This is a genomic window from Streptomyces sp. NPDC001373 (assembly GCF_042895815.1).
In the GTDB taxonomy this organism is placed as follows: Bacteria; Actinomycetota; Actinomycetes; order Streptomycetales; family Streptomycetaceae; genus Streptomyces.
In genome coordinates this window covers 152,510-179,005 of sequence record NZ_JBIAWQ010000002.1, presented here as the reverse complement: position 1 = coordinate 179,005, position 26,496 = coordinate 152,510, and the positions used below count along the sequence as shown (strand labels likewise).

Below are 26,496 nucleotides of genomic sequence, written 5' to 3'. Positions count from 1 at the left end.
GGCGGGGGTCACCCGGACAATCCCCCGCGATCGGCGGGACGGGTTCCGGTGAGCTCCGCCCAGACGATCAGGCGGTGGCTGTGGCCCCATTCGGGGTCGCAGGTGGTGAGGGTCAGGTACCTGCCGGGAGTGGCGAAGGGCGAGCGGCGCGGGACGGGCTCGACCACTCCGGTCTCGGTGGGCAGAGTGCGCAGCGGGTCGGCGCGGACGGTGTAGGTGTAGCGGTTCACGGCGTCGCGGACGATCACGGTGTCGCCGGGGCGCAGCTCGTCCAGGTCCTTGAAGGGGTCGCCGTAGGTGCGCCGGTGGCCTGCGACGGCGAAGTTGCCCTCCCCGCCGGGGCGGGCGGTGCCGGCGTAGTGGCCGAGGCCCTTCTTGAGCAGGTCGGTGTCCGTGCCCTCCAGGACCGGCTTGCTCCAGTCCGCGCCGAAGCGGGGGACGTACATCTCGGCGAAGGCCTGTCCGGCGGGGTAGGGCTGCGGCGGGGGCGGATCGGACGGGGCCGCGGGGGCCGACGGGCCGGGGGAGGCCGGCTGGGCGGGGGAGGCCTGCTGGGGCGCGGGGGCGGGGGCCGCCGCCGCCCAGCGGTCGCGCAGCCGGGCCCGTTCGCCGTCCATGGCCTGGTCGGCCTTGACCCCGGTCCACAGCAGCACGTACGCGACGAACAGCACGATCAGCGTCCCGGCCGTCAGGCACAGCTCGCTCAACGTCCGTACGGCGAGGCGCAGTACGGCGTCAGGGCGAGGCGGACTCCAGCGGCTTCGCATAGTGGAGGTCCACTGTGCCGGAGTAGCCGGGAAGTGTCAGCCTCTTGTCCTCGTCCACTTTCCAGCCGAGCCCGTACGCGTTGACGTACAGCTGGTAGTTCTGGATGGCGGGGGAGGCATTGAGGGCCTTGCGCAACGCGCCCGGGTCGCCGACCGCCGACACCTTGTACGGGGGCGAGTACACCCGGCCCTGGAGGATCAGGGTGTTGCCGACGCAGCGGACGGCGCTGGTGGCGATCAGCCGCTGGCCCATGACCTCGATGCCCTCGGCGCCGCCCTGCCACAGCGCGTTCACCACGGCCTGGAGGTCCTGCTGGTGGATCACGAGGTCGTTGGGCTGGGGCTCGGGCACGCCCGGGACGCGGGCGGTGGCGTTGGGCGGGGCGTCGTTGAGGGTGACGCTGAGGCCCTTGCCGGTCAGCTCCTCGGTGCCGGAGGCCTTGCGCAGGGCGGCGAGCTTGGCGTCCTCGGCCTTGGTGCTGCCGTTGTCGCGGTCGGCGAGGGCGTCGACCTGTGTGCGGACGGCGGCGGCGGTCTTCTCCAGCTCGGCGTTGTTGGAGCTGCGCTCGTGGATCAGGTCGGAGAGCTTGAGCAGGGAGGCGTCCGTGCGGATGTTCGTACCCTTGGACGTGTTGAAGCTGGTGACGAAGATGAGGCCCGCCAGGGCGAACACGGCGGCCGTCAGCAGCCCCATCGCCCTGGCCCGGCGGCGGGGACCCGCGGAGGAGTCGCCGGAATCGCTCAACGTACCCTTCTCCTTCAACGCCACAGGTCCACTACGCTAACGGACGCCCGGGGCAGGCAAGGTCCCCAGCGCATCGACAGGAGAGCCCCTCGTGCCGAAGTCACGTATCCGCAAGAAGGACGACTACACGCCTCCGCCGGCGAAGCAGGCGCAGCAGATCAGGCTGGGGAGCCGCGGCTGGGTCGCCCCGGTCATGCTGGCCTTCTTCCTGATCGGTCTCGCGTGGATCGTCGTCTTCTACGTGACCGACACCCAGCTGCCGATCGAGGCTCTGGGCAACTGGAACATCGTGGTCGGTTTCGGATTCATCGCTGCCGGATTCGGCGTCTCCACCCAGTGGAAGTAGTACACGGATAGCCGAGCGGCGCAACCTCTCCCCAGGAGTTATCCACAGCGTCATCCACACCTGAGGAAAAGACAGAAGATCTGTGGATAACTCTGTGGAGAGTTGACGCCGGTGTGATCAGGTGAGCGCGGCCGTGCGCACCATGATCAGGGCCGCTGTCAGCAGGAGGACCACCACACAGGTGCCTCCCTGAACCAGTGTGCGCCTCCTGCCCGTGGCGGGGGCGAGCATGCCCAGCGCGACCAGCGCGCCCGTCACCAGGCCGCCGATGTGCGCCTGCCAGGACACCGACCAGGCGCCCCCCAGGGGCACGAAGGTCACCAGCAGCATCAGCCCGAGGGTGACCAGCACCGGCCGCATCTCGTACCGCAGCCGGCGGGCGAGGACGACGGTGGCGCCCAGCAGCCCGCAGATGGCGCCGGAGGCGCCGAGCGTCGGGGTGTTGGGCGCGGTCAGCAGGTAGACCAGGGCGCTGCCGCCCAGGCCCGACAGCAGGTAGAGGGCCAGGTAGCGGGAGCGGCCCAGGGCCGCCTCCAGCGGGCCGCCGATCACCCACAAGGCGACCATGTTGCCGAAGATGTGCCACCACTCGACATGCAGGAACATCGAGGTCAGCAGCCGGTGGTACTGCCCGGTCGAGACGCCCTCGACGGGCGCCCCGTAGTACTCCACGTACCGGCCCAGCAGCTCCAGCTGGACGGCCAGGCCCGGTACGGCGTACACGGCGAGGAACACCGCCACGTTGACCCCGATGAGGATCTTGGTGATCAGCTGGGGGTCGGCGGCGACCAGCCCGCCCGTGACCGTGCGCGGAGCGTTGGCCGCCGGGGCGTGCCCGGTGCCGGAACCGCCCCGGACGCACTCGGGGCACTGGTAGCCGACCGAGGCGCTGATCATGCACTCCGGGCAGATGGGCCGGTCACAGCGGGTGCAGCTGATGCCGGTGTCGCGGTCCGGGTGGCGGTAGCAGCCCGGCAGACGGTCGGTGTCCATCGGTCCCCTCGGTCGGCGGCGGGGCGGGCCGTGCGCGTCCCCGCGGATCCGTACACATGCAGTACGGACGGGCGGGTCCCGTTGGTTCCCGGGGCGCCCCGGGAACTGGCGGACGGCGGAGCCGTCAGTGCCCGGCCCCGCGGCGCTCGACGGACACGGACTGGATGATCACGTCGTCCAGCGGCCGCTCGGTGCGCGGGTTGGTCGGGCCGGACGCGATGGCGTCCACGACCTTCTGGCTGTCCTTGTCGGTGACCTCGCCGAAGATGGTGTGCTTGCGGGTCAGCCAGGCGGTGGGCGCCACGGTGATGAAGAACTGCGAGCCGTTGGTGCCCGGGCCGGCGTTGGCCATGGCGAGCAGGTAGGGCTTGGTGAAGGCCAGGTCGGGGTGGAACTCGTCGGCGAACCGGTAGCCGGGGCCGCCGGTGCCGTTGCCCAGCGGGTCGCCGCCCTGGATCATGAAGCCGCTGATGACGCGGTGGAAGACGGTGCCGTCGTAGAGCGGGGACGTGGTCTTCTGGCCGTCCGTGGGACGGGTCCACTCGCGGGCGCCCGTGGCGAGCTCCACGAAGTTCCGGACGGTCTTCGGCGCGAAGTTCTCCAGCAGCTCGATCTCGATGTCGCCGTGGTTGGTCTTCAGGGTGGCGTAGAGCTTCTCGGCCACGGATCTGCCTTCCATAGTCATCACTGTCGGTCCCGATCCTCCCACGGAGGGGAGTACCCGGAGGAAATTCCCCCACCCGGATGCCCTGTCACGCATGCCGCACGGCGCTGTGGCAGGCATGATCCGACAAAGGGTGGAAAGGTGAACTGTGTCCGCCACCGAGGAGGAGGATCCCGTGACCCGCAAGGACAGCGTGAGCCTGGCCGCCGAGAACGCCAGGGACGCCGTGAGGCACGCGGCGGAGGCGGTGGCCCCCTATGCGGAGACCGCCCGGGACGCGGCCGTCCACTACGCCCAAGAGGCGAACGCACGGCTGGCCCCCAAGGTCTCCCACGCCGCCAACCAGGCGTCCCAACAGGCCCGCGCCGCCTACGACACCCATCTGTACCCACGGATGACCGCGGCGCGCACGCATCTCCCGCCGCACGTGGACCGGGCCGCCACGAAGGCCGTCCACCAGACGCGGCAGGCGTGCCGGCACGCCGTCGAGTACACGGCACCGCGCCTGGAGAGCGCCATCGCCGCGGGCCGGCCGGTGGCCGAGGAGGCCTCGAACCGCTCGATGGCGGCGCTGGCCGCGCTGCGCGGGCAGGTCACGGCCGAGGAGGTGCGGCAGCTGGTACGACGCCACGAGCGGCGGGCGAAGTGCGGGCGGCTGTTCAAGGGCGTCGCACTGGCCGCCGTGCTCGCCGGCGCGGCCTACGCGGCCTGGCGGTGGTGGGACCAGCAGTCCAACCCGGACTGGCTCGTGGAGCCCCCGGCCGCCACCGAGCCGTCGGCGCAGGACGCCGCGGCCTTCGACGAGGCGCAGGCCGCCAAGGAGAAGGAGAACGGGTCGCCCTGAGCGGACCCGCGCATGACGGCGGGGGCCCGGATCCTGGTGGATCCGGGCCCCCGCCGTCATGCGGGACGCCCGCTCAGCCGGGCAGGGTCAGCACCTGCCCCGGCTGGATGAGGTCGGGGTTGGCGCCGATCACGCCCCGGTTCATCGCGTACAGCTCGCGCCAGCGGGCCTCGTTGCCGAGCTCGCGGCGGGCGATCGCGGCGAGCGAGTCCCCCGCCCTGACGGTGTACGTACGCTTCTTGGCGGCGGCCGGCGGCCTCGGCGGCACGGGCACGGCCTTGTGCGCGGCCGACAGGTCGCTGGGCTCGGCCGGCGCCGGGTGCGGCCGGGCCTGCCCCGCCGCGGTCCTCGGCATGGCGGCCTTCGGCGCGCCGGCCGCCCGCTCGGCCGCCGCCTTGCCGGCCCCGGACGCGTCGGCGTACTTCGACCCCATGTCGGACGGCGTCGGCGGGGCGGCTCCCGCGCCGCGCTCGGCGGCCTGCTGCTCCTTCTGCTCCGCCTGCTTCTTCTTGTCGTGCTTCAGGAAATCGAAGAGCCCCATCTGCGTGTGCCTCCGGCGTGGTGTGGGTGTGCCCCCTGCGTGCCTGCCTCCACCCACTGTCGGCCACGGGGAGCGCCGGGGCCCTGTGGCCGGGCCGTCCGGGGGACCCCGCCGGCCGGCCGCCCCCCGTGCCGTCCGGCTGTCACTCACCGTGTCCCTTGCCGGAGTTCCGGGGAGACGACGGGAAAGGGGGATGACAGAAGACCCCCTGACCGACGTTTCCGCAGGTCAGGGGGTCTCTTGAAGTGGAGCCTAGGAGATTCGAACTCCTGACATCTGCCTTGCAAAAGCAGCGCTCTACCAACTGAGCTAAGGCCCCGTGCGTCCGGACGCGGGTCCTCCCCCGGGAGGGAGTGTCCGTTCCGCAGGACAGAGTACCCGGTGCACCCCCTCATCCCGCAAAATGATAGGGACTCCCGCCCCGCGACCACGCTCCGTAAGATGCTCGCGAGGTTCGCACCAGCGAAGGGGAGTAGGAAGAGTGGACGCAGTACAGCAAGAGGCAACCGCCAGAGCCCGGGAGCTTCAGCGCAGTTGGTACGGGGAGCCGCTGGGCGCCCTGTTCCGGCGGCTCATAGATGACCTCGGCCTGAACCAGGCTCGCCTCGCTGCTGTCCTCGGACTGTCGGCGCCCATGCTGTCCCAGCTGATGAGCGGGCAGCGCGCCAAGATCGGCAACCCGGCCGTCGTCCAGCGGGTCCAGGCCCTCCAGGACCTCGCCGGGCAGGTGGCGGACGGCAGCGTCAGCGCCGGCGAGGCCACCGACCGGATGGACGAGATCAAGAACACCCAGGGAGGGTCCGTCCTCAGCAACAGCGGCCAGACCACGACGAGTTCCGGCGCCCCCACCGTCAAGCGGGTGGTCCGGGAGATCCAGTCGCTGCTGCGGTCTGTCTCGGCGGCGGGCGACATCATCGACGCGGCGAACGCCCTCGCCCCGAGCCACCCCGAACTGGCCGAGTTCCTGCGGGTGTACGGCGCCGGGCGCACGGCCGAGGCGGTGGCCCACTACGAGGCCCACCAGAACTGACGCACCGGGGGCGGACGGGGGCGGAACGGGGGGACGGGCGCGGCGACGCGTGAGGTCTTCGCCGGCCGGTACGAGCTGGTCGACCGGGCGGGCCGGGGCGGCGCGGGTGCCGTCTGGCGGGCCTGGGACCGACGCCGGAACCGGTACGTCGCGGTGAAGGTGCTCCTCCGGGGCGACGCCCGCACGCTCCCGGGGTTCGTGCGCGAGCAGGCCCTGCGCATCGGCCACCCGCACGTACTCGCCCCCTCCGGCTGGGCGGCCGACGACGGCGAGGTCCGCTCACCAGGGACCTGGTCGGCGGCGGCACCCCGGCCCAGGTGGTCGCGGACTGCGGGCCGCTGCCGCCCCGCCTCGCGTGCGTCCTGCCCGACCAGCTCGTGTCGGGGCCGGCGGCGGTGCACGCGGAGGGCGTCGTCCACCGCGACGTCACGCCGGCCGGCATCCTGCCGGAGGCCACCGGGAAGGGGGCGGCCGCACCCGGCCGTCCGACTACCGCTACGCCGTCGGGCCGCTCGCCCTGTACGTGCCGACGGGCCGCAAGCCCGAATCCCGGTCACTGGTCGAACAGTTCTCCGGCCACGGTCTCCCCGACATCCCTGAAGGGGTCTCGGCGCCGCTGTGGGACGCCGTCGCGCACCTCCTGCACCCGGAGCCCCAGAACCGGTTCCGCAGCGCCACAGGGGCGCGCAAGGCCCTTGCCGAGGCCGACCGGCCGTTCCCCTTCCCGGTCGAGGACGAGGAACGGGTCAAGGCCTTCGACCAACTGGCCCCGCTCCCGCCCGGCTTCACCCCACAGGGCCCCCAACACCCCTCTGGCCTGCGCCACATGATCACGCCATCCCGACGGCCCGCCTCGGCGCGCCGGCCCCCAGGCCCCCAGCGCCAGAGCCCCCTGAACAGCACGAAGCCCCGACTGCAGCGGCAGCCGGGGCTTCATGAGATCAAACGTGGGGCTCACACGCCGGAACCGGAAGGCACGGAGTCGGTTGCCTCCGTCCACAGGTCCTGCTCGGCGCGGTCCGCCTGGATCTGGCGGTACACGAGGAGCCCGCCGATGGCGGCCAGTGCGACCAGGAGCAGCTTCTTCACCGCGCGACCTCGTCTTTCGTTGACGTTGGGGACTTCTGGGCGCCAACAATACACACCGACCGATACCGATCGGTTATCTAGGGGGCCCTGGACGGCCCAACGGCGAAGACCCCCAGTCCTGAGGACTGGGGGTCTTCGACTCTGTGGGGCTAACAGGATTTGAACCTGTGGCCTCATCCTTATCAGGGATGCGCTCTAACCAACTGAGCTATAGCCCCTCCGCGCCTGCGCGCTGACTCCTGAAGATTAGCGCACAGACGCAGTGGAACCCAAATCCGCTCCCGCGGGGCTTTCCCGCAGGTCAGTCATCGGGTCATTCGTCCTCGGCCAGCGTGAGCTCCACGCCGCCCACGAAGCCCGCCGACAGGTTGTAGATGAACGCGCCCAGCGTCGCCAGGGCGGTCATCAGCACGACGTCGATCACCGCGATGACCGAGGTGAAGATCAGTACGCGCGGCAGCGACAGGAACGACTGGAGGTCGAACCCGTTGCCCTCGTTCGAACCGGTGGCCTCGCTGATCGTGCCGCCGACGGTCGAGAAGATGCCCATGGCGTCCATGACCATCCACAGCACCGCGGACGCCACGATCGTGCAGACACCGAGCGCGATGGACAGCAGGAAGCTGACCTTCATCACCGACCACGGGTCGGCCTTGGCCACCCGCAGCCGCGCCTTGCGCGTCCTGGGCGTCGTACGGGTCCCCGGACGGGGCGCCCGCTGCTTGCCCGGCCCCGCGGGCGCCGCGTAGGCCTGCGGGGGGTGGTAGGGCTGCTCGGCGGCGTCCTTGGCCGCGCCGGACTTCTGCTTCTGCTTGGACTGGGACTGCGGCTTCGCCTGCGGCTCCGACTGCGGTCCTCGGGTGTCCGTCACGGTTCCCCCCCTGCCTTCGGCGGGGGTACCCCCGCCCTGGGATTCCGCGGCGGGGCCACGGGCACCGTTCGCTCCAGTCTTGGCCGGTCCGGCGCCCGTGGCTCCACTCACGACTTACTCCTCGTGCTCCCGATCCGAGGACCCTTCGCCCCCGGCGGCCTCGACGGCCGTTGCCTCGGCTGCCGCGGTCTCGATCCCTGTCTCGGTCTCGTCGACCTCGTCAGCTTCCTGACCGGCCTCGGCGTTGCGGGCGATACCCACCACGGCATCCCGCTTGCCCAGGTTGATCAGCTGGACGCCCATGGTGTCACGGCCCGTCTCCCGGACTTCGTTGACTCGCGTGCGGATCACACCGCCGCTGAGCGTGATCGCGAGGATCTCGTCCGATTCGTCCACGACCAGCGCGCCCACGAGCGACCCGCGGTCCTCGACGATCTTGGCGGCCTTGATGCCCAGACCGCCGCGGCCCTGGACGCGGTACTCGTCCACCGCGGTCCGCTTGGCGTAGCCGCCGTCGGTCGCGGTGAACACGAACGTGCCCGGACGCACCACGCTCATGGACAGCAGTTCGTCACCCTCGCGGAAGCTCATGCCCTTCACGCCCGAGGTGGCGCGCCCCATCGGGCGCAGCGCCTCGTCCGTCGCCGTGAAGCGGATCGACTGCGCCTTCTTGCTGATCAGCAGCAGATCGTCCTCGGCGGACACCAGCTCGGCGCCGATCAGCTCGTCGTCGCCCCCGTCCTCGGTCTCCCGGAGGTTGATGGCGATGACGCCACCGGAACGCGGCGAGTCGTAGTCCTTCAGCGCCGTCTTCTTCACCAGGCCGGCCTTGGTGGCCAGGATCAGGTAGGGCGCCGCCTCGTAGTCGCGGATCGCGAGGATCTGGGCGATCTTCTCGTCCGGCTGGAAGGCCAGCAGGTTCGCCACGTGCTGCCCGCGGGCGTCACGGCCGGCGTCCGGCAGCTCGTACGCCTTGGACCGGTAGACGCGGCCCTTGTTGGTGAAGAACAGCAGCCAGTGGTGCGTGGTGGACACGAAGAAGTGGTCGACCAGGTCGTCCTGCTTCAGCTTCGTGCCGCGCACGCCCTTGCCGCCGCGCTTCTGCGAGCGGTAGTCCTCGGTCTTGGTGCGCTTGACGTAGCCGCCGTGCGTGATGGTGACGACGATGTCCTCTTCGGCGATCAGGTCCTCGATGGACATGTCACCGTCGAAGGGCACCAGCTTGGAGCGCCGGTCGTCGCCGTACTTCTCGACGATCGCGGCCAGTTCCTCGCTGACGATCGAGCGCTGCTTCTCCGGCGAGGCCAGGATCGCGTTGTACTCGTTGATCTTCGCCTGGAGCTCGTCGTGCTCGGCGACGATCTTCTGGCGCTCCAGGGCCGCCAGGCGGCGCAGCTGCATCTCCAGGATGGCGTTCGCCTGGATCTCGTCGATCTCCAGGAGGCCCATCAGGCCCTCACGCGCGATCTCGACGGTGTTGCTGCGCCGGATGAGGGCGATGACCTCGTCGATGGCGTCCAGCGCCTTGAGCAGGCCGCGCAGGATGTGCGCCCGCTCCTCCGCCTTGCGCAGGCGGAAGCGCGTACGGCGGACGATGACCTCGATCTGGTGCTGCACCCAGTGGCGGATGAACGCGTCGATCGACAGGGTGCGCGGCACCCCGTCCACCAGCGCCAGCATGTTCGCGCCGAAGTTCGTCTGCAGGTCGGTGTGCTTGTACAGGTTGTTCAGCACGACCTTGGCGACGGCGTCCCGCTTGAGCACGATCACCAGGCGCTGGCCGGTCCGGGACGAGGTCTCGTCGCGGACGTCGGCGATGCCGCCGATCTTGCCGTCCTTCACCAGGTCGGCGATCTTCTGCGCCAGGTTGTCGGGGTTGGTCTGGTACGGGAGCTCCGTGACCACCAGGCACTGGCGGTTCTGGATCTCCTCGACCTCGACCACGGCGCGCATCGTGATGGAGCCGCGACCGGTCCGGTACGCCTCCTCGATGCCCTTGCAGCCCACGACCAGGGCGCCGGTCGGGAAGTCCGGGCCCTTGATGCGCTCGATGAGCGCGTCCTGGAGCTCCTCGTGCGTGGCGTCCGGGTGCTCCAGCGCCCACTGGGCGCCGGCCGCGACCTCGCGCAGGTTGTGCGGCGGGATGTTGGTGGCCATGCCGACGGCGATGCCGGCGGAGCCGTTGACGAGCAGGTTCGGGAACCGCGCCGGCAGGACGGTCGGCTCCTGGTTGCGGCCGTCGTAGTTGTCCTGGAAGTCGACGGTCTCCTCGTCGATGTCCCGGAGCATCTCCATGGCCAGCGGCATGAGCTTGCACTCGGTGTAGCGCATGGCGGCCGCCGGGTCGTTGCCCGGGGAGCCGAAGTTGCCGTTGGAGTCCACCAGCGGCATGCGCATCGACCACGGCTGGGCCAGGCGGACCAGGGCGTCGTAGATGGAGCTGTCGCCGTGCGGGTGGTAGGTGCCCATGACGTCGCCGACGACGCGGGCGCACTTGTAGAAGCCCTTCTCGGGCCGGTAGCCGCCGTCGTACATCGCGTACAGCACGCGCCGGTGGACGGGCTTGAGGCCGTCCCGCACGTCGGGCAGCGCGCGGGAGACGATGACGGACATCGCGTAGTCGAGGTAGGAGCGCTGCATCTCCGTCTCGAGCCCGACGGGCTCGATGCGCAGCACGGGCTGCTCCTCCGCGGGATTCTCTGCGGTGGGGGTGGTTTCGTCGGCCATTGCTGGTCAGAAGTCCTTTCAGGCGGTCAGCGGAGGCCGACTCAGATGTCGAGGAAGCGGACGTCCTTGGCGTTGCGCTGGATGAAGGAGCGCCGCGCCTCGACGTCCTCACCCATCAGCACCGAGAACAGGTCGTCGGCCTGCGCCGCGTCGTCCAGCGTGACCTGGCCGAGCACACGGTGGTCCACGTCCATGGTGGTGACGCGCAGCTCCTCGGCGTTCATCTCGCCCAGACCCTTGAAGCGCTGGATCGAGTCTTCCTTGATCCGCTTGCCGTTCTGCTTGCCGAGCTCGACCAGGGCGTCGCGCTCACGGTCCGAGTACGCGTACTCGAAGTCGTCGCGGCCCCACTTGATCTTGTAGAGCGGCGGGCGGGACAGGTAGACGTGCCCGGCCTCGACCAGCGGACGCATGAAGCGGAACAGGAAGGTCAGCAGCAGGGTGTTGATGTGCTGGCCGTCGACGTCGGCGTCCGCCATCAGGATGATCTTGTGATAGCGGAGCTTCTCGATGTCGAAGTCCTCGTGCACACCGGTGCCGAAGGCGCTGATCAGCGCCTGGACCTCGGTGTTCTGGAGGATCTTGTCGATACGGGCCTTCTCGACGTTCAGGATCTTGCCGCGGATGGGCAGGATGGCCTGGTACATCGGGTTGCGGCCGGACTTCGCGGAACCGCCGGCGGAGTCACCCTCGACGATGAAGATCTCGCACTTGGTCGGGTCGTTCGACTGGCAGTCCGAGAGCTTGCCCGGCAGCGAGGCGCTCTCCAGGAGGCCCTTGCGGCGGGTCAGGTCGCGGGCCTTGCGGGCCGCGACGCGGGCCGTGGCCGCCTGGATGGCCTTGCGGACGATGTCCGCGGCCTCGACCGGGTTGCGGTCGAACCAGTCGCTGAGGTGCTCGTGGACGACCTTCTGCACGAAGGTCTTGGCCTCGGTGTTGCCCAGCTTGGTCTTGGTCTGGCCCTCGAACTGGGGCTCGCCCAGCTTGACCGAGATGATCGCCGTCAGACCCTCGCGGATGTCCTCGCCGGCGAGGTTGTCGTCCTTCTCGCGGAGCAGCTTCTTGTCACGCGCGTAACGGTTCACCAGACCCGTCAGCGCAGCGCGGAAGCCCTCCTCGTGGGTGCCGCCCTCGTGCGTGTGGATCGTGTTCGCGAAGGAGTAGACGCCCTCGGTGTACTGCGAGTTCCACTGCATGGCGATCTCGACCGAGAGCATGCGCTCCTTGTCCTCGGCCTCGACGTCGATGACGGTGGGGTGGATCAGCTCGCCCTTGCGCGAGTTGAGGTACTTCACGAAGTCGACGATGCCGCCCTCGTAGTGGTACTTCACCGTGCGCGCCTGCGGCTCGGTGATGTCCGCGTCCGGGTCGTCCGCGCCCGCCGTGGCCTTCGCCGACTCGCGCTCGTCGGTCAGCGTCAGGGTCAGGCCCTTGTTGAGGAAGGCCATCTCCTGGAAGCGCCGCGACAGCGTCTCGAAGGAGTACTCGGTGGTCTCGAAGATGTCCCCGTCGGCCCAGAACGTCACCGACGTGCCGTGCTCGCCGGTCTCCTCGTTCTTGGCCAGCGGGGCCGTCGGCACGCCCAGCTTGTAGTCCTGGGTCCAGCGGTGGCCGTCCGTCTTGACCTCGACCGCGACCTTCGTGGACAGGGCGTTCACGACGGACACGCCGACGCCGTGCAGACCGCCGGAGACGGCGTAGCCGCCGCCGCCGAACTTGCCGCCGGCGTGCAGGACCGTCAGGACGACCTCGACGGCCGGCTTCCCCTCGGACGGCACGATGCCGACCGGGATGCCTCGGCCGTTGTCGATCACGCGCACCCCGCCGTCGGCGAGGATCGTCACGTCGATGGTGTCCGCGTGCCCGGCCAGCGCCTCGTCGACCGAGTTGTCGACGACCTCGTAGACGAGGTGGTGCAGCCCACGCTCACCCGTCGAGCCGATGTACATACCCGGCCGCTTGCGGACCGCGTCCAGGCCCTCGAGGACCTGGATCGCACTGGCGTCGTAATTCTTCTCGTTGGAGTCGCCGGAATCGGCCACGAAGCGCCCTTTCTGGCACAGCGCAGCCCGTACTCCGGACCAGCATGTGCACCGGCGGGAGCGGCCGCGTCGATCTGCGTTGTCTGCGTTGTCGGGTGTCTCCCCGCCAATCGGGCGGGATTGTCTCCAGTCTACCGGTACCACTGACATGAGTGGGGGTTTGCCGGTGCCTGAGTCCGCATGTGCCGCCCTGAACCTCCTCTCTCCGACTCCCCATATCCAGGGAGGGGCCCAAAGAGGCTCACACGGGCGTCCAGCGCTTCGGCCTGTCAACCCACGGCTACCGTGAGGGACGCCGCATTCGGCGCCCCGTCCCGTCGGACTCCGAGGGGCGGGGCGCGGGGCCCCGCAGAGGGCTACCCGTAGGTATCGCCGGGGCCGGAACTGCCCGGGGCGCGCAGCGGCCCGTACCGCTTGGGGCGGGCGCCGGGCCCCTGGACCTTGATCATCCGGACGGTGCCCTGGCCGAGCTCCGCGTTGAGCCGGGCCACCAGCTGCGGGGCCAGCAGCTTCAGCTGGGCGGCCCAGGCCGAGGAGTCGCAGCGGACCAGGAGCTCACGGTCCTCGTAGCGTTCCGGTTCGCAGTGCGCGGCGATCTCCGGACCGACGATGTCCGCCCAGCGCTCCATCACCCCGGCGACCGCGATCGGCATCTCCCAGCCGCGCTCGGTGCGCAGCCGGTCCAGCGCCGCCATCAGCGGCATCGGATCCCGGGCGTCGGCGCGGGCGCCGGAGCGCAGCCCGGGCTGCTGCCGGTTCTTCCTCCCGGTGGCCGCGTTGCCCCGCGCCCGGGCCTGCTCGCGCGCGGCGGCCAGGGCCTGGCGGGCCAGGTCCACGCCGGAGGGCTCGGCGGCCCGGCGCCGCTCCCGGTCCCCCCCGGTGCCGTCGCCGCGGGGGACGCCGGTGCCGTCGCCGCGGGGGACGCTGCCGGAGCCGCCGGTGTCGGAGCCGCCGTTCACAGCCGGGTCACCTCACCGCCGGACACCGCGAACCGCGTCCCCGTCAGCACGCCCGGCACGTCGTCGTCCACCGCCGCCGTCACCAGGACCTGCTCGCCCGGGGCCACCAGTTCCGCGAGCCGCTCACGGCGGCGGGCGTCGAGCTCCGCGAAGACGTCGTCCAGGATCAGCACCGGCTCGTTGCCCTCCGAGCGCAGCAGCTCGTACGAGGCCAGCCGCAGTGCCAGCGCGTACGACCAGGACTCGCCGTGGCTGGCGTACCCCTTGGCCGGGAGGTCGCCGAGGTGCAGGAGCACGTCGTCGCGGTGCGGCCCGACGAGGGTCACGCCGCGCTCGATCTCCTGCTTGCGCACCTCGGACAGACCCGCCAGGAGCACCTCGTAGAGCGCCTCGCGGGTCCGGGGCCCGCCGCTGTCGACGCCCTCGCCGACGGAGGCCCTGTAGGCGAGCCCGAGCGGGCCGCCGCCGGGCGCGAGCTGCTCGTATGCCTTGTCGGCCAGCGGCAGCAGGGTCGCGATCAGGTCGAGCCGGTGGGCGAGCAGCTCGGCGCCCGCGCGGGCGAGGTGCTGGTCCCACACGTCGAGGGTGGACAGGTCCATGGAGCGGCCGCCGTGCCGGCGGGCCATCGCCGCCGACTTCAGCAGGGTGTTGCGCTGCTTGAGCACCCGCTCGTAGTCGGAGCGGACGGCCGCCATGCGCGGGGAGCGGGCGGTGACCAGCTCGTCCAGGAACCGGCGCCGCTCGCCCGGGTCGCCCTTGACCAGGGCCAGGTCCTCGGGGGCGAACAGCACGGTCCGTACGATGCCCAGCACGTCCCGCGGCCTGACCTGCGAGGACCGGTTGATGCGCGCCCGGTTGGCGCGCCCCGGGTTGAGCTCCAGTTCGACCAGCTGCTGGCGCTCGCCCTGGGTCACGGCGGCGCGGACGACGGCGCGGTCGGCGCCCATCCGCACCAGGGGGGCGTCGGAGGACACCCGGTGGCTGCCCAGGGTGGCCAGGTAGCCGACGGCCTCGACGAGGTTCGTCTTCCCCTGGCCGTTGGGGCCCACGAAAGCCGTGACGCCCGGGGCGAGGGGGACCTCGGCCCGGGCGTACGAGCGGAAGTCGGCCAACGAGAGATGCGAGACGTGCATACGGCGCCGACCTCCCCCGGCTTCCTGCTGCTGTGCTCTGTGGTGCTGTGGTGCGGTTACTTCTTCTCGACCGCGTGGCCGCCGAACTGGTTGCGCAGCGCCGCGATCATCTTCATCTGCGGCGAGTCGTCCTGGCGGGACGCGAAGCGGGCGAAGAGCGAGGCGGTGATCGCCGGCAGCGGCACCGCGTTGTCGATCGCCGCCTCGACGGTCCAGCGGCCCTCGCCCGAGTCCTGGGCGAAGCCCTTGAGGCCCTCGAGGTGCTCGTCCTCGTCCAGGGCGTTCACGGCCAGGTCCAGCAGCCAGGAGCGGATGACCGTGCCCTCCTGCCAGGACCGGAACACCTCGCGGACGTCGGTGACCGAGTCCACCTTCTCCAGGAGCTCCCAGCCCTCGGCGTAGGCCTGCATCATGGCGTACTCGATGCCGTTGTGGACCATCTTCGCGAAGTGGCCGGCGCCGACCTTGCCCGCGTGGACGGAGCCGAAGTCACCCTCGGGCTTGAGGGCGTCGAAGACCGGCTGGACCGCGGCGACGTGCTTCTCGTCGCCGCCGTACATCAGCGCGTAGCCGTTCTCCAGGCCCCAGACGCCGCCGGAGACGCCGCAGTCGACGAAGCCGATGCCCTTGGCCTCGAGCTCCTTGGCGTGCTTCTCGTCGTCCGTCCAGCGGGAGTTGCCGCCGTCCACGACGATGTCGCCGGGGGAGAGCAGCTCCGCCAGCTCGTCCACGGTGGACTGCGTCGCGGCGCCTGCCGGGACCATGACCCACACCACGCGGGGGGCCTGGAGGCTGTCCACAAGCTCCCGCAGGCTGTGGACATCGGCGAGGTCCGGATTGCGGTCGTATCCGATGACGGTGTGGCCTGCGCGGCGGATGCGCTCGCGCATGTTGCCGCCCATCTTGCCGAGACCGACGAGACCGAGCTCCATCAGGTGGGTTCCTTAAGCGTTGGGGCCGTCTGTATCGGGGCTCCCCGGGGACCGGTGGTTTCCGGCCGTTTTCTCCTGGGTCGCCCGCCGGGTCCGAGCCTACGCCGGGCGGTGGCGCGGGGCCGCTCCGCACGGCGCCGGGCCCGGCGCCCGCTGCTGCGGGTCCGGGCCCGGTACCGGTGCGCGCAGGGGCGTCAGCCGGAGAGGCGGACCGGCATGATCAGGTACTTGTAGGCCTCGTCAGCCTCCGCGTCGACCGCCGGACGGCCGCTGAGCAGGGCGGGCTTCGTCGAGGTGGTGAAGCTGAGCTGGGCGGCCGGCGAGTCGATCGCGCTCAGGCCGTCGAGCAGGAAGGTCGGGTTGAAGGCGATCGAGATGTCGTCACCCTCCAGCGTCGCGTCGACGCGCTCCACAGCCTGTGCATCGTCGCTGGAGCCGGCCTCCAGGATGAGGACGCCCTGCTCGAAGCTGAGGCGGACCGGGGTGTTGCGCTCGGCGACCAGGGCCACGCGCTTCACGGCCTCGACGAAGGGGGCGGTCTCGATCACCGCGACCGAGTTGAACTCCGTCGGGAAGAGCGTGCGGTACTTCGGCAGGTCGCCCTCGAGCAGGCGGGTGGTGGTGCGGCGGCCCGCACCCTCGAAGCCGATGAGGCCCTCGCCCTGGCCGGAGCCGGAGAGCGCCAGGGTGACGGTGTCGCCGCTGGTGAGGGACTTGGCGGTGTCGAGGAGGGTCTTGGCGGGCACCAGGGCCACGGCCGAGGCGTCCGGGTTCTCCGGCTTCCACAGGAACTCGCGGACCGCGAAGCGGTAGCGGTCGGTGGAGGCCAGGGTGACGCGGTCGCCCTCGATCTCGATGCGGACACCGGTCAGCACGGGCAGCGTGTCGTCGCGGCCGGCGGCGATGGCCACCTGGGCGGCGGCGGAGGCGAAGACCTCGCCGGGGACGGTGCCGGTGGCGGTGGGCATCTGCGGCAGGGCCGGGTACTCCTCCACAGGCAGGGTGTGGAGTGTGAACCGCGAGGAGCCGCAGACCACGGTCGCCCGTACACCGTCTGTGGAAATCTCCACCGGGCGGTTGGGGAGGGCGCGGCAGATGTCGGCGAGGAGCCGGCCGGAGACGAGGACGGTGCCGTCCTCCTCCACGTCCGCCTCGACGGAGACGCGGGCCGAGACCTCGTAGTCGAAGCCGGAGAGGGACAGGGTCCCGTCCTCGGCCTTGAGCAGCAGGCCCGCGAGCACGGGCACCGGCGGCCGGGCCGGGAGGCTGCGTGCGGCCCAGGCCACCGCCTCCGCGAGTACGTCGCGCTCCACCCGGATCTTCACCGGAACCGCCTCCTGCTGTTGCTCGCTCGTCTGCCGGCCTTCGTCGTCGGTCGTCGATGCCTCGACCGATGCCGGTGACCAGTCTGACGTACGGCGCCGACAGTCGTTGCGGCTGGCGGTCAAGTCGGGAGCGAGGCGGCGGGACGGCCGTCCGGCGAGTTGTGCACAGGACCTGCTTGAAAACCGAATCCACGCCAACTGTCTATGGGGGTAGTAGTAGGGCCTGTGGAAACGGTGGAAAAGCTCGTCTTCGCAGGTCAGACCCAGTTTTTTATCCCCACACCCTGTGGGTGGCACCGGTGGACAACACGGTGTCTCTGTGGAGAAAGGAAAGTTCTGCACAGGCCGTCCCCAGGGGGCCCCCACTACTCCACAGGTGTGTCCCCAGTTTTTCCCCAGAAGTCCACAGCCCAAACGTCGACATCCGTGTGACGGCTTTCACTCGTGCCGGTGATGGGAGGGGGCCGGTTGCCGAACAGTGGACAACCGTGTGGAGAACCGTCGGGAACCTGTGCACAGGATGCGCGAACCTGTGAGTCGGCGGTGGACAGAGGAGTGGACGAGCCTGTGGATGATTTTTCTGTCCACAGGCTGTGGATGAGGCTTGCGCACAATTCCACACGTCCCTGACCTGGGCTGATGATCCCTCAACCCGCACCCCTGTGGACAGATTGTGGGTGAGCAGCACTGTCCTCAGCCTGTGGACAGGAGAAAGTTGGGGAATCTGTGGACAACTGCCTCTCCAGGGGGCGTATTCGAACAGAGCAGGGGCGCACGAACGACAAAGGGCGCCCCCGGTTCGTTCCGAGGGCGCCCTGTGCCGGGGTCTGAGAGGCCCCCGACGCGCCGACCGAGGCCCGTCGTCAGCCGTTCTTGATGCGGTTGGTGAGCTCCGTGACCTGGTTGTAGATGGAACGCCGCTCCGCCATCAGGGCGCGGATCTTGCGGTCCGCGTGCATGACGGTGGTGTGGTCGCGGCCGCCGAACTGGGCCCCGATCTTCGGCAGGGACAGGTCGGTCAGCTCCCGGCACAGGTACATGGCGATCTGCCGCGCCGTCACCAGCACCCGGCTGCGCGAGGATCCGCACAGGTCGTCCACGGTCAGCCCGAAGTAGTCCGCGGTGGCCGCCATGATGTCGGCGGCGGTGATCTCGGGCGCGCTGTCCTCGCCGCCCGGGATCAGGTTCTTGAGGACGTCCTCCGTCAGACCCAGGTCCACCGGCTGCCGGTTGAGGCTCGCGAACGCCGTGACCCGGATCAGCGCCCCCTCCAGCTCGCGGATGTTGCGCGAGATGCGGGAGGCGATGAACTCCAGCACCTCCGGAGGGGCGTTGAGCTGCTCCTGGACCGCCTTCTTGCGCAGGATCGCGATCCGGGTCTCCAGCTCGGGCGGCTGGACGTCGGTGATCAGGCCCCACTCGAAGCGGTTGCGGAGCCGGTCCTCCAGCGTGACCAGCTGCTTGGGCGGCCGGTCGGAGGACAGCACGATCTGCTTGTTGGCGTTGTGGAGCGTGTTGAAGGTGTGGAAGAACTCCTCCTGCGTCGACTCCTTGCTCGCCAGGAACTGGATGTCGTCGACGAGCAGGATGTCCATCTCGCGGTAGCGCTTGCGGAACGCGTCGCCCTTGCCGTCGCGGATGGAGTTGATGAACTCGTTGGTGAACTCCTCCGAGCTCACGTACCGCACCCGGGTGCCCGGGTAGAGGCTCCGCGCGTAGTGCCCGATGGCATGCAGCAGGTGCGTCTTGCCGAGGCCCGACTCCCCGTAGATGAAGAGGGGGTTGTAGGCCTTCGCGGGCGCCTCGGCGACGGCCACCGCGGCAGCGTGCGCGAAGCGGTTGGAGGCACCGATGACGAAGGTGTCGAAGAGGTACTTGGGGTTCAGCCGGGCGGTCGGCTCCAGCGGGCCCGAGGTGGAACCGCCGGAGGGGGCCGACGGCGGCGGTGCGGGCGTGGGCCGGCCGGGGGCCGGACGCGGCGCGGGCTGCTCGTACGACGGCTGGTCGTACTGCTGCGGCTCGTACTGCGGGGGTTCGTACTTCTGCTGCTCGTAGCCGCCCTGGTCGTAGCCGCCGGCCTCGGGCTGCTGGAGGTAGCCGGGCTGCGGGGAGGCGTACGGGTCCCGCTCGGGGAAGCGCTGCTGCTGCCAGCCGTAGTCGTCCTGGCCGCCGCGGGGCCAGGCGCCGGGCTCGGGGCGCGGCTGCTGGTAGTCCGGGTAGGCGGGGCGGGCGGTGGGCAGCTGCTCCTCGCCGGGGCCCGGGCGCGGGCCGCCGTACGGCTCGTAGGCCTCGCGGGAGGAGGGGGCGGGCGCGGCGGGGGGCGCGGGCTCGCCGGCGGAGTCGTCCACCGTGATGGCGATGCGGATCGGGCGGCCACACTCGCGGCTGAGGGCGTCGCTGATCAGCGGCGCGAGACGGCCCTCCAGGACCCGCTTGCCCCATTCGTTGGGGACGGCGAGCAGGGCGGTGTCCGCGACCAGGGCCAGCGGCTGGCAGCGCTCCACCCACTGCTTGTCCTTCGGCTCGATCCCCTGCTGACCCTCGCCGAGCAGCTTCTCGAGCACGCGTGGCCACACTGCGGCAAGATCGGCAGGTACGTCAGCCACAGAGCACGCTCTCTCACAGGTCCCTCGTCCCACGAATGTGTGGTTCTTTGGGACGGTCGGGACAAAAAACAGGGATCAGACCACGGTAGTCAGGCCGGTGGCTGCGGTTCAAGTCGTTGTCCACAGCCTGTGCACAGTGTGGGGCAGAGGGCGCTCGGTTTGACCGGATGGCGTAGCCCCGCGTACCGTAGCGAGGTCGAGTTGTCGATGGCTGCTGCCGCCTGCCTACCGATGGGCGAAGGTCACTGATTGTGATCATTTAGCGGTGTCCACTCGGGCGAACACGCGAGTTCCTCGTGGGCGCACGGTGACAGCCAGGCGATGTACCGCCACAACGATTCATTTTCTGGAGCCCCCGAGTGAGCAAGCGCACCTTCCAGCCGAACAACCGCCGTCGTGCCAAGACCCACGGCTTCCGTCTGCGTATGCGTACCCGCGCCGGTCGCGCCATCCTGGCGAACCGCCGCAGCAAGGGCCGCGCCGCCCTCTCCGCGTAACAACGCGCAGGTCGTGACGTCGTGCTGTCTCCCGAAAATCGGCTGAGGCGGCGCGAGGACTTCGCGAGCGCGGTGCGCCGAGGCCGTCGGGCCGGTCGCCCGCTCCTCGTCGTCCACCTACGTACAAGCGGTGCAACGGACCCGCACGGGCCGGGGGAGACTGATCCCTCGACGCGTGCGGGTTTCGTCGTCAGCAAGGCCGTAGGCGGCGCGGTGATCCGTAACCGGGTCAAGCGTCGTCTGCGTCACCTCGTACGGGATCGGCTCTCCGTGCTGCCCGCCGGTAGCCTGGTGGTGGTGCGGGCGTTGCCCGGAGCGGGTGAGGCCGGCGTCGACGAATTGGCCCGGGACCTGGATGCCGCTCTGGTGCGGCTCCTCGGAGGCGCGGCTCGATGAAGTACCCGCTGCTCGCTTTGATCAAGCTGTACCAGTGGACGATCAGTCCGCTGCTCGGGCCGGTGTGCCGCTATTACCCCTCGTGCTCGCACTACGGGTTCACGGCCATCGACCGGCATGGTGCGGTGAAGGGATCGGTCCTGACCGCCTGGCGGATCCTGCGGTGCAACCCGTGGTCCCCCGGCGGTGTCGACCATGTCCCACCTCGTAAACGCCCGCGTTGGCACGAGCAGCTGCGCAGTGCGTTGCGTCGACCTCGCAATGCTCAAGGAGCCTGATTAGTGGACACGATTGCCAGTCTGTTCAGCTTTATCACCACGCCAGTCTCGTGGGTCATCGTCCAGTTCCACAGCCTGTACGGCGCGCTCTTCGGGCCGGACAGCGGTTGGGCCTGGGGCCTGTCCATCGTGTCCCTGGTGGTCTTGATCCGCATCTGCCTGATCCCGCTCTTCGTGAAGCAGATCAAGGCGACGCGTGGCATGCAGGCGCTCCAGCCGAAGATGAAGGCGATCCAGGAGCGCTACAAGAACGACAAACAGCGCCAGTCCGAAGAGATGATGAAGCTGTACAAGGAGACGGGTACCAACCCGCTCTCCTCGTGCCTTCCCATCCTGGCGCAGTCCCCGTTCTTCTTCGCGCTGTACCACGTGCTCTCGGCCATCGCCAACGGCCAGACCATCGGCGTCATCAACCAGTCGCTCCTGGAGAGCGCGCGCCAGGCGCACATCTTCGGTGCCCCGCTGGCGGCGAAGTTCACGGACAGCGAGGAGAAGGTCGCCGCCCTCGGCGCCTCCCTGACCGACGTCCGGATCGTGACCGCGGTCATGATCGTCATGATGTCGCTGTCGCAGTTCTACACGCAGCGCCAGCTGATGCAGAAGAACGTGGACCTCTCGGTCAAGACGCCGTTCATGCAGCAGCAGAAGATGCTCATGTACATCTTCCCGCTGATCTTCGCCTTCATGGGCATCAACTTCCCCGTCGGTGTCCTCGTCTACTGGCTGACCACCAACGTGTGGACCATGGGCCAGCAGATGTACGTGATCAACCAGAACCCGACCCCGGGCAGCAAGGCGCAGGACCAGTACCTGACCCGTCTGCTGAAGCACGTCTCCACGCACGGGAACGTCAAGGGCCGGGGCAAGAAGAAGATCGTCGCGGCGATCGTGGCCAAGGGCCCGGACCGCAACGACAACGAGCGCAAGTTCATCACCGCGCTGTCGAAGCAGGGCATGGCCGCGCAGGCGGACGGTTCCGTGATCAGGAGTTCCGAGGCCACTGCGGACGCGGACTCGGCGAGCGGTGGCGTCGCGACGAAGCGGCAGCAGCCCAAGCGCCAGTCGAAGTCGAAGCGCCAGACGCCCCCCAGTAAGCCCTCGAAGAAGTAGAAGGAGTCCCTCCCGTGACGGAAGGCACCACCACCGCCGCCGCTGAGAGTGGCGACACCCTCACCCGCCTCGAGCAGGAGGGTGAGATCGCGGCCGACTACCTCGAGGGTCTGCTGGACATCGCCGACCTGGACGGCGACATCGACATGGACGTCGAGGCCGACCGCGCCTCGGTGTCGATCGTCAGCGACTCGAGCAGCCGCGACCTGCAGAAGCTCGTGGGCCGCGACGGTGAGGTCCTGGAGGCTCTCCAGGAGCTGACCCGCCTCGCGGTGCACCGGGAGACCGGGGACCGCAGCCGGCTGATGCTGGACATCGCGGGCTTCCGGGCGAAGAAGCGTGCGGAGCTGGCGGCCCTGGGCGCCAAGGCCGCGGCGGACGTGAAGGTCTCGGGCGAGCCGCTGAAGCTCGCTCCGATGACCCCGTTCGAGCGCAAGGTCGTCCACGACGCCGTGGCGGCCGCCGGTCTCAAGAGCGAGTCCGAGGGCGAGGAGCCGCAGCGCTTCGTCGTTGTGCTTCCGGCCTGACCCGGAATGGTGTGAGTCGGCCCCGCCTGTGTCGCAGGCGGGGCCGATGTTTGTAAGCCTGGCAGTTGAACGACCACGGTTTGACGTGAGCGGTTCTGTACGGAAGGACGGTCCCCGTGACGGAGGCAGCGGAGCTTCCCCCGGCGCCTGAAGAGGCGCGCGCGGTGTTCGGTGAGTTTTTCCCGGAAGCTGTGCGGTATGCGGAGCTGCTCGCGGACGCGGGCGTCAAACGAGGCCTCATCGGGCCCCGTGAGGTTCCCCGGCTGTGGGAGCGGCACCTGCTGAACTGCGCGGTGCTCTCCGAGGTGGTGCCCGCCGGCGTCACCGTGTGCGACGTGGGTTCGGGCGCCGGCCTGCCCGGTATCCCGCTGGCCCTGGTCCGGCGGGACCTGAAGATCACCCTGCTGGAGCCGCTGCTGCGCCGGACGACCTTCCTCCAGGAGGCCGTCGAGCTGCTGGGACTGGACCATGTCACGGTGGTGCGCGGCCGGGCCGAGGAAGTGCTCGGCAAGGTCCAGCCGGTGCACGTGGTGACGGCACGCGCGGTGGCCCCGCTGGACCGGCTGGCGGGCTGGGGCGTGCCGCTGCTGCGTCCCTACGGCGAGATGCTCGCGCTCAAGGGCGACACGGCCGAGGAGGAGCTGGTCTCGGCGAAGGTGGCCCTCAGCAAGCTGGGTGTGGTGAAGACCTCAGTGCTCCAGGTCGGCGAGGGCGTGGTCGATCCCCTGTCCACGGTGGTCCGGGTGGAGGTCGGGGAGAGCCCCGGCGGGGTGCGTTTCGCGGCCAAGCGGGCGAAGGCCGCGCGGGTCGGCCGGACGCGCAGGCGCCGTTGATCTTCGTGCCGTAGGTGGGTTTTGGGGCGGGTTGGGCCCTATAGGTGCGGATTTCGGAGTGTCGTAGAGGGCTGAAGTCTCCGCCCCGGCATCGTGTTTCACGTGAAACATCGCTCTCTGCTGCACGGAATCATCAGCCGCGGCCGGGCTGCTGCCGCCCCCCGTCCCCGCCAGGACGCGGGGGTGACGGAGCTGTCCACAACGGCGGATTCATCCACAGGAGCACGGGCCCCGCTGGTTCGCGACCCGGGTGGCATGGCAGGCTCTGTTCATCGCGAGCCCGCTGCCGAGGAGAGTGACACCGTGCGGTCCGACGCCAACCTCGCGGGGCCGATGACCGATCCGGTCCCCGGTCCCCGCTCTGAACCGCCAGGCGATGTCTCGCCCGAGGCGCCCCCGGTGGTGGCCGGGGGAGAGACCTCGTTGCCCCTCGTGGACAACGACGACACCGAGGACACCCCCATCGAGCGCGCCGCGCAGCTGGCGGTGGAGTCCATCGGGCGTTCCGGTGTCCCGCTGCCCCGGCCGGCGCAGACGCGGATCATGGTGGTCGCCAACCAGAAGGGCGGCGTGGGCAAGACCACGACGACCGTGAACCTGGCGGCCTCCCTGGCCCAGCACGGTGCCCGCGTGCTCGTGATCGACCTGGACCCGCAGGGCAACGCCTCGACGGCACTCGGGATCGACCACCACGCGGACGTGCCCTCCATCTACGACGTGCTCGTCGACAGCCGGCCGCTGCTGGAGGTCGTCCAGCCGGTGGTGGACGTGGAGGGCCTCTTCTGCGCCCCCGCCACCATCGACCTCGCGGGTGCGGAGATCGAGCTCGTGTCCCTGGTGGCCCGCGAGAGCCGGCTCCAGCGTGCGATCCAGGCGTACGAGCAGCCGCTCGACTACATCCTGATCGACTGCCCGCCGTCCCTGGGCCTGCTGACCGTGAACGCCCTCGTGGCGGGCGCGGAGGTGCTGATCCCGATCCAGTGCGAGTACTACGCGCTGGAGGGGCTGGGCCAGCTCCTGCGCAACGTCGACCTGGTGCGGGCCCACCTGAACCCGACCCTGCACGTGTCCACGATCCTGCTGACGATGTACGACGGCAGGACCCGGCTCGCCTCGCAGGTGGCGGAGGAGGTGCGCACCCACTTCGGCGAGGAGGTGCTGCGCACGAGCATCCCGCGGTCGGTGCGCATCTCGGAGGCTCCGAGCTACGGGCAGACCGTCCTCACGTACGACCCGGGTTCCAGCGGCGCCCTCTCCTACCGGGAGGCGGCGCGGGAGATCGCGCTCCGGGGAGCCGGAATCCATTACGACGCCCCGAGCGCCCCCATGGGCACGGGCATGAACAGCACGCAGAGTATGGCGGAGGGGATCCAGTGAGCGAGCGACGTAGGGGTCTGGGGCGGGGGCTCGGCGCGCTGATCCCGGCCGCTCCCCAGGAGAAGACGCCGGTGACGGGCGGCGGGTCCACCTCTCCTTCGGCGGTGCCGGTACTGACGTCGGAGCGGGGCGTCGCCGCGGCGAAGCTCGCCGTGCTGACGCAGACCGATGTTCCACGTGGAGGATCGGCCCCGGGTGAGCCGGCGGCCGTGCCCGCACCGGCCCGGCCGGAGGAGGAGGTGGCGGGGGCGACGTTCGCGGAACTCCCGCTGGACGCCATCACGCCGAACCCGCGCCAGCCGCGCAACATGGAGCACCTCGACGAGGATGCGCTCGCCGAGTTGGTGACCTCGATCCAGACGGTGGGCCTGCTCCAGCCCGTGGTGGTCCGGGAGGCCGAGCCCGGGCGCTATGAACTGATCATGGGCGAGCGGCGCTTCCGCGCCTGCGGTCAGGCGGGGCTGGAGCGGATCCCGGCGATCATCCGGGCGACGGACGACGACAAGCTCCTGCTGGACGCCCTGCTGGAGAACCTGCACCGGGTCCAGCTGAACCCGCTGGAGGAGGCGGCCGCGTACGACCAGCTGCTGCGGGAGTTCAACTGCACGCACGACCAGCTGGCGGACCGGATCGGACGCTCGCGTCCGCAGGTCACCAACACCCTGCGGCTGCTGCGGCTCACGCCGGAGGTGCAGAAGAAGGTGGCCGCCGGTGTGCTGCTGGCGGGTCATGCGCGGGCCCTGCTGGGCGTGGAGAACGCCGAGGAGCAGTTCCGTCTCGCCCAGCGGATCGTGGCCGAGGGCCTGTCGGTGCGTTCGGTCGAGGAGATCGTGCAGCTGATGGGCTCCGAGCCGTCGGGCACCGCGAGCACCGTGAAGCCCAAGGGCCCTCGGGCCGGCGGCCGGGTGTCGCCCGCGCTCAGCGAGCTGGCGACGCGCCTGTCGGACCGGTTCGAGACGCGGGTGAAGGTGGATCTGGGCCAGAAGAAGGGAAAGATCACCGTCGAGTTCGCGTCGATGGAGGATCTGGAACGGATCCTGGGGACCCTGGCGCCGGGCGAGGGCCGGGTGCTGGAGCAGGGCCTCTCCGGGGAGTAGCCCCTCGTCTCCTGTCGTCGCCGCTGCCCCCTGCTTCTCGAGCCACCCTCGAAGAAGCGGGGGGCAGTGGTTACGATGCCGTCATGGGTCGTCGGCTCGTACCGCTCACGCTGGACAACCTCCAGGACCTGCCCAGGCGTTGCCGGGGCTGCGTGTTCTGGGAGCTGGATCCCGTCACCGGCGGGGCCGCTGTGAAAGCGGGCACCGCGGAGCTGGAGAAGGAGGCCTGGATCTCCGCCGTCCTCCTGGACTGGGGCTCCTGCGGCCGGGTGGTCTACGTGGACGAGGTTCCGGTCGGGTTCGTCCTCTACGCGCCGCCCGCCTATGTCCCGCGTGCCGCCTCGTTCCCGACGAGCCCGGTCTCGCCCGACGCAGTGCAGCTGATCACCGCCTGGATCATGCCGGGCTATCAGGGGCAGGGTCTGGGGCGGGTGATGGTCCAGACGGTGGCCAAGGACCTGCTGCGGCGGGGCTTCAAGGCGATCGAGGCTTTCGGTGACGCCCGCTGGGAGCGGCCGGCGTGCCTGCTGCCGGCCGATCATCTGCTGTCGGTCGGCTTCAAGACCGTCCGTCCCCATCCGGCCCATCCGCGGCTGCGGCTGGAGCTGCGCACGACGCTGTCGTGGAAGGAGGACGTGGAGCTGGCTCTGGACCGGCTGCTGGGCGGCGCGAGGGCGCGGAAGGAACCGGTGCTGCGGCCCCTGTGAGGATCGCAGGACACGAGAACGGGGCCGCCCCTCCGGAGGGGCGGCCCCGTTCTTCACGTG

26 protein-coding genes and 2 tRNA genes are annotated in these 26,496 nt (G+C 70.2%); 12 read left to right on the top strand and 16 right to left on the bottom strand.

What is annotated here, in order from left to right; all coding sequences use genetic code 11:
- Positions 1–8 precede the first annotated feature (8 nt).
- Positions 9–767: a class E sortase gene (locus ACFY15_RS06170; protein WP_390686203.1), complete on the bottom strand. Its 759-nt coding sequence runs from the start codon at positions 765–767 to the stop codon at positions 9–11.
- Positions 736–1,461 carry a DUF881 domain-containing protein gene (locus ACFY15_RS06165; RefSeq protein WP_390686383.1) on the bottom strand — a complete coding sequence of 242 codons (726 nt, stop codon included), beginning with the start codon at positions 1,459–1,461 and terminating at the stop codon, positions 736–738. Before ACFY15_RS06165 ends, ACFY15_RS06170 begins: the two co-directional genes overlap by 32 nt.
- Before the next feature lie 142 nt (positions 1,462–1,603).
- Here ACFY15_RS06165 and crgA point away from each other — a divergent pair, with 142 nt between their 5' ends.
- Entirely contained in the window at positions 1,604–1,858 is a 255-nt protein-coding gene (gene crgA, locus ACFY15_RS06160; RefSeq protein WP_366454121.1) for a cell division protein CrgA, read from the top strand.
- Between the two features lie 117 nt (positions 1,859–1,975).
- On the opposite strand, the gene ACFY15_RS06155 is transcribed toward crgA, so the two are convergent.
- Complete coding sequence (locus ACFY15_RS06155; protein WP_390686202.1) at positions 1,976–2,851, bottom strand: rhomboid family intramembrane serine protease; 876 nt, start codon at positions 2,849–2,851, stop codon at positions 1,976–1,978.
- A gap of 124 nt (positions 2,852–2,975) precedes the next feature.
- Positions 2,976–3,515, bottom strand: a complete 540-nt coding sequence (locus ACFY15_RS06150; RefSeq protein WP_390686382.1) for a peptidylprolyl isomerase — start codon at positions 3,513–3,515, stop codon at positions 2,976–2,978.
- Between the two features lie 175 nt (positions 3,516–3,690).
- On the opposite strand from ACFY15_RS06150, the gene ACFY15_RS06145 reads away from it, so the two are divergent.
- A complete protein-coding gene (locus ACFY15_RS06145; RefSeq protein ID WP_390686201.1) occupies positions 3,691–4,359 on the top strand; it encodes a DUF5324 family protein in 669 nt (222 codons plus the stop codon).
- Between the two features lie 73 nt (positions 4,360–4,432).
- Here the strand turns inward: ACFY15_RS06145 and ACFY15_RS06140 are convergent, their stop codons facing one another.
- Positions 4,433–4,900 (bottom strand): LysM peptidoglycan-binding domain-containing protein, encoded by a 468-nt coding sequence (locus tag ACFY15_RS06140; protein ID WP_390686200.1) that lies wholly within the window; start codon positions 4,898–4,900, stop codon positions 4,433–4,435.
- Positions 4,901–5,146: 246 nt separating this feature from the next.
- A tRNA-Ala gene (locus tag ACFY15_RS06135) sits at positions 5,147–5,219 on the bottom strand.
- A 162-nt stretch (positions 5,220–5,381) separates the two neighbouring features.
- Here ACFY15_RS06135 and ACFY15_RS06130 point away from each other — a divergent pair.
- Positions 5,382–5,930: a transcriptional regulator gene (locus ACFY15_RS06130; protein WP_042817888.1), complete on the top strand. Its 549-nt coding sequence runs from the start codon at positions 5,382–5,384 to the stop codon at positions 5,928–5,930.
- Between the two features lie 954 nt (positions 5,931–6,884).
- On the opposite strand, the gene ACFY15_RS06125 is transcribed toward ACFY15_RS06130, so the two are convergent.
- From ACFY15_RS06125 to dnaA, 10 genes are all read right to left on the bottom strand, one after another.
- Positions 6,885–7,019 carry a DLW-39 family protein gene (locus ACFY15_RS06125; RefSeq protein ID WP_208809277.1) on the bottom strand — a complete coding sequence of 45 codons (135 nt, stop codon included), beginning with the start codon at positions 7,017–7,019 and terminating at the stop codon, positions 6,885–6,887.
- A 144-nt stretch (positions 7,020–7,163) separates the two neighbouring features.
- A tRNA-Ile gene (locus ACFY15_RS06120) sits at positions 7,164–7,237 on the bottom strand.
- Positions 7,238–7,332: 95 nt separating this feature from the next.
- Complete coding sequence (locus ACFY15_RS06115; RefSeq protein WP_390686199.1) at positions 7,333–8,001, bottom strand: DUF3566 domain-containing protein; 669 nt, start codon at positions 7,999–8,001, stop codon at positions 7,333–7,335.
- Between the two features lie 3 nt (positions 8,002–8,004).
- Entirely contained in the window at positions 8,005–10,617 is a 2,613-nt protein-coding gene (gyrA, locus tag ACFY15_RS06110; protein ID WP_390825099.1) for a DNA gyrase subunit A, read from the bottom strand.
- Between the two features lie 41 nt (positions 10,618–10,658).
- On the bottom strand, positions 10,659–12,680 hold the full coding sequence (gene gyrB, locus ACFY15_RS06105; RefSeq protein ID WP_390686381.1) for a DNA topoisomerase (ATP-hydrolyzing) subunit B: 2,022 nt from the start codon (positions 12,678–12,680) through the stop codon (positions 10,659–10,661).
- A gap of 335 nt (positions 12,681–13,015) precedes the next feature.
- Positions 13,016–13,495, bottom strand: coding sequence for a DUF721 domain-containing protein (locus tag ACFY15_RS06100; protein WP_390686380.1), 480 nt, complete (start codon positions 13,493–13,495; stop codon positions 13,016–13,018).
- A gap of 119 nt (positions 13,496–13,614) precedes the next feature.
- The gene (gene recF, locus ACFY15_RS06095; protein ID WP_390686197.1) at positions 13,615–14,751 is read right to left on the bottom strand and encodes a DNA replication/repair protein RecF; all 1,137 of its coding nucleotides are present in this window, start codon (positions 14,749–14,751) and stop codon (positions 13,615–13,617) included.
- Positions 14,752–14,807: 56 nt separating this feature from the next.
- A complete protein-coding gene (gene gnd, locus ACFY15_RS06090; protein ID WP_042815744.1) occupies positions 14,808–15,683 on the bottom strand; it encodes a phosphogluconate dehydrogenase (NAD(+)-dependent, decarboxylating) in 876 nt (291 codons plus the stop codon).
- Between the two features lie 194 nt (positions 15,684–15,877).
- Positions 15,878–17,008 carry a DNA polymerase III subunit beta gene (gene dnaN, locus ACFY15_RS06085; RefSeq protein WP_344160297.1) on the bottom strand — a complete coding sequence of 377 codons (1,131 nt, stop codon included), beginning with the start codon at positions 17,006–17,008 and terminating at the stop codon, positions 15,878–15,880.
- Positions 17,009–17,871: 863 nt separating this feature from the next.
- On the bottom strand, positions 17,872–19,572 hold the full coding sequence (gene dnaA, locus ACFY15_RS06080) for a chromosomal replication initiator protein DnaA (protein ID WP_390686196.1): 1,701 nt from the start codon (positions 19,570–19,572) through the stop codon (positions 17,872–17,874).
- A 401-nt stretch (positions 19,573–19,973) separates the two neighbouring features.
- Between dnaA and rpmH the strand changes: the two genes are divergently transcribed.
- The 9 genes from rpmH to ACFY15_RS06035 all read left to right on the top strand — a co-directional run bounded on the left by rpmH (position 19,974) and on the right by ACFY15_RS06035 (position 26,436).
- Complete coding sequence (rpmH, locus tag ACFY15_RS06075) at positions 19,974–20,111, top strand: 50S ribosomal protein L34 (protein WP_018547628.1); 138 nt, start codon at positions 19,974–19,976, stop codon at positions 20,109–20,111.
- A 21-nt stretch (positions 20,112–20,132) separates the two neighbouring features.
- Complete coding sequence (gene rnpA, locus ACFY15_RS06070) at positions 20,133–20,507, top strand: ribonuclease P protein component (RefSeq protein ID WP_390686195.1); 375 nt, start codon at positions 20,133–20,135, stop codon at positions 20,505–20,507.
- Positions 20,504–20,785: a membrane protein insertion efficiency factor YidD gene (yidD, locus tag ACFY15_RS06065; protein ID WP_390686194.1), complete on the top strand. Its 282-nt coding sequence runs from the start codon at positions 20,504–20,506 to the stop codon at positions 20,783–20,785. Before rnpA ends, yidD begins: the two co-directional genes overlap by 4 nt.
- A gap of 3 nt (positions 20,786–20,788) precedes the next feature.
- Positions 20,789–21,895 (top strand): membrane protein insertase YidC, encoded by a 1,107-nt coding sequence (gene yidC, locus ACFY15_RS06060; protein WP_390686193.1) that lies wholly within the window; start codon positions 20,789–20,791, stop codon positions 21,893–21,895.
- A 14-nt stretch (positions 21,896–21,909) separates the two neighbouring features.
- The gene (locus tag ACFY15_RS06055) at positions 21,910–22,422 is read left to right on the top strand and encodes a protein jag (protein WP_390825098.1); all 513 of its coding nucleotides are present in this window, start codon (positions 21,910–21,912) and stop codon (positions 22,420–22,422) included.
- Between the two features lie 116 nt (positions 22,423–22,538).
- On the top strand, positions 22,539–23,255 hold the full coding sequence (gene rsmG, locus ACFY15_RS06050; RefSeq protein ID WP_042810509.1) for a 16S rRNA (guanine(527)-N(7))-methyltransferase RsmG: 717 nt from the start codon (positions 22,539–22,541) through the stop codon (positions 23,253–23,255).
- A gap of 255 nt (positions 23,256–23,510) precedes the next feature.
- A complete protein-coding gene (locus tag ACFY15_RS06045; protein WP_390686191.1) occupies positions 23,511–24,632 on the top strand; it encodes a ParA family protein in 1,122 nt (373 codons plus the stop codon).
- Positions 24,629–25,729 (top strand): ParB/RepB/Spo0J family partition protein, encoded by a 1,101-nt coding sequence (locus tag ACFY15_RS06040; RefSeq protein WP_390686190.1) that lies wholly within the window; start codon positions 24,629–24,631, stop codon positions 25,727–25,729. Before ACFY15_RS06045 ends, ACFY15_RS06040 begins: the two co-directional genes overlap by 4 nt.
- A gap of 83 nt (positions 25,730–25,812) precedes the next feature.
- Positions 25,813–26,436: a GNAT family N-acetyltransferase gene (locus ACFY15_RS06035; RefSeq protein WP_390686189.1), complete on the top strand. Its 624-nt coding sequence runs from the start codon at positions 25,813–25,815 to the stop codon at positions 26,434–26,436.
- Positions 26,437–26,496 lie beyond the last annotated feature (60 nt).

Excerpts from the sequence above, each read along its gene's own strand:
- recF (WP_390686197.1), bottom strand. The coding sequence starts at position 14,751 with ATGCACGTCTCGCATCTCTCGTTGGCCGACTTCCGCTCGTACGCCCGG.
- gyrA (WP_390825099.1), bottom strand. The coding sequence starts at position 10,617 with ATGGCCGACGAAACCACCCCCACCGCAGAGAATCCCGCGGAGGAGCAG.
- gnd (WP_042815744.1), bottom strand. The coding sequence starts at position 15,683 with ATGGAGCTCGGTCTCGTCGGTCTCGGCAAGATGGGCGGCAACATGCGC.
- ACFY15_RS06155 (WP_390686202.1), bottom strand. The coding sequence starts at position 2,851 with ATGGACACCGACCGTCTGCCGGGCTGCTACCGCCACCCGGACCGCGAC.
- ACFY15_RS06165 (WP_390686383.1), bottom strand. The coding sequence starts at position 1,461 with ATGGGGCTGCTGACGGCCGCCGTGTTCGCCCTGGCGGGCCTCATCTTC.
- ACFY15_RS06140 (WP_390686200.1), bottom strand. The coding sequence starts at position 4,900 with ATGGGGCTCTTCGATTTCCTGAAGCACGACAAGAAGAAGCAGGCGGAG.
- ACFY15_RS06045 (WP_390686191.1), top strand. The coding sequence starts at position 23,511 with ATGGCAGGCTCTGTTCATCGCGAGCCCGCTGCCGAGGAGAGTGACACC.
- ACFY15_RS06170 (WP_390686203.1), bottom strand. The coding sequence starts at position 767 with ATGCGAAGCCGCTGGAGTCCGCCTCGCCCTGACGCCGTACTGCGCCTC.
- yidD (WP_390686194.1), top strand. The coding sequence starts at position 20,504 with ATGAAGTACCCGCTGCTCGCTTTGATCAAGCTGTACCAGTGGACGATC.
- ACFY15_RS06035 (WP_390686189.1), top strand. The coding sequence starts at position 25,813 with ATGGGTCGTCGGCTCGTACCGCTCACGCTGGACAACCTCCAGGACCTG.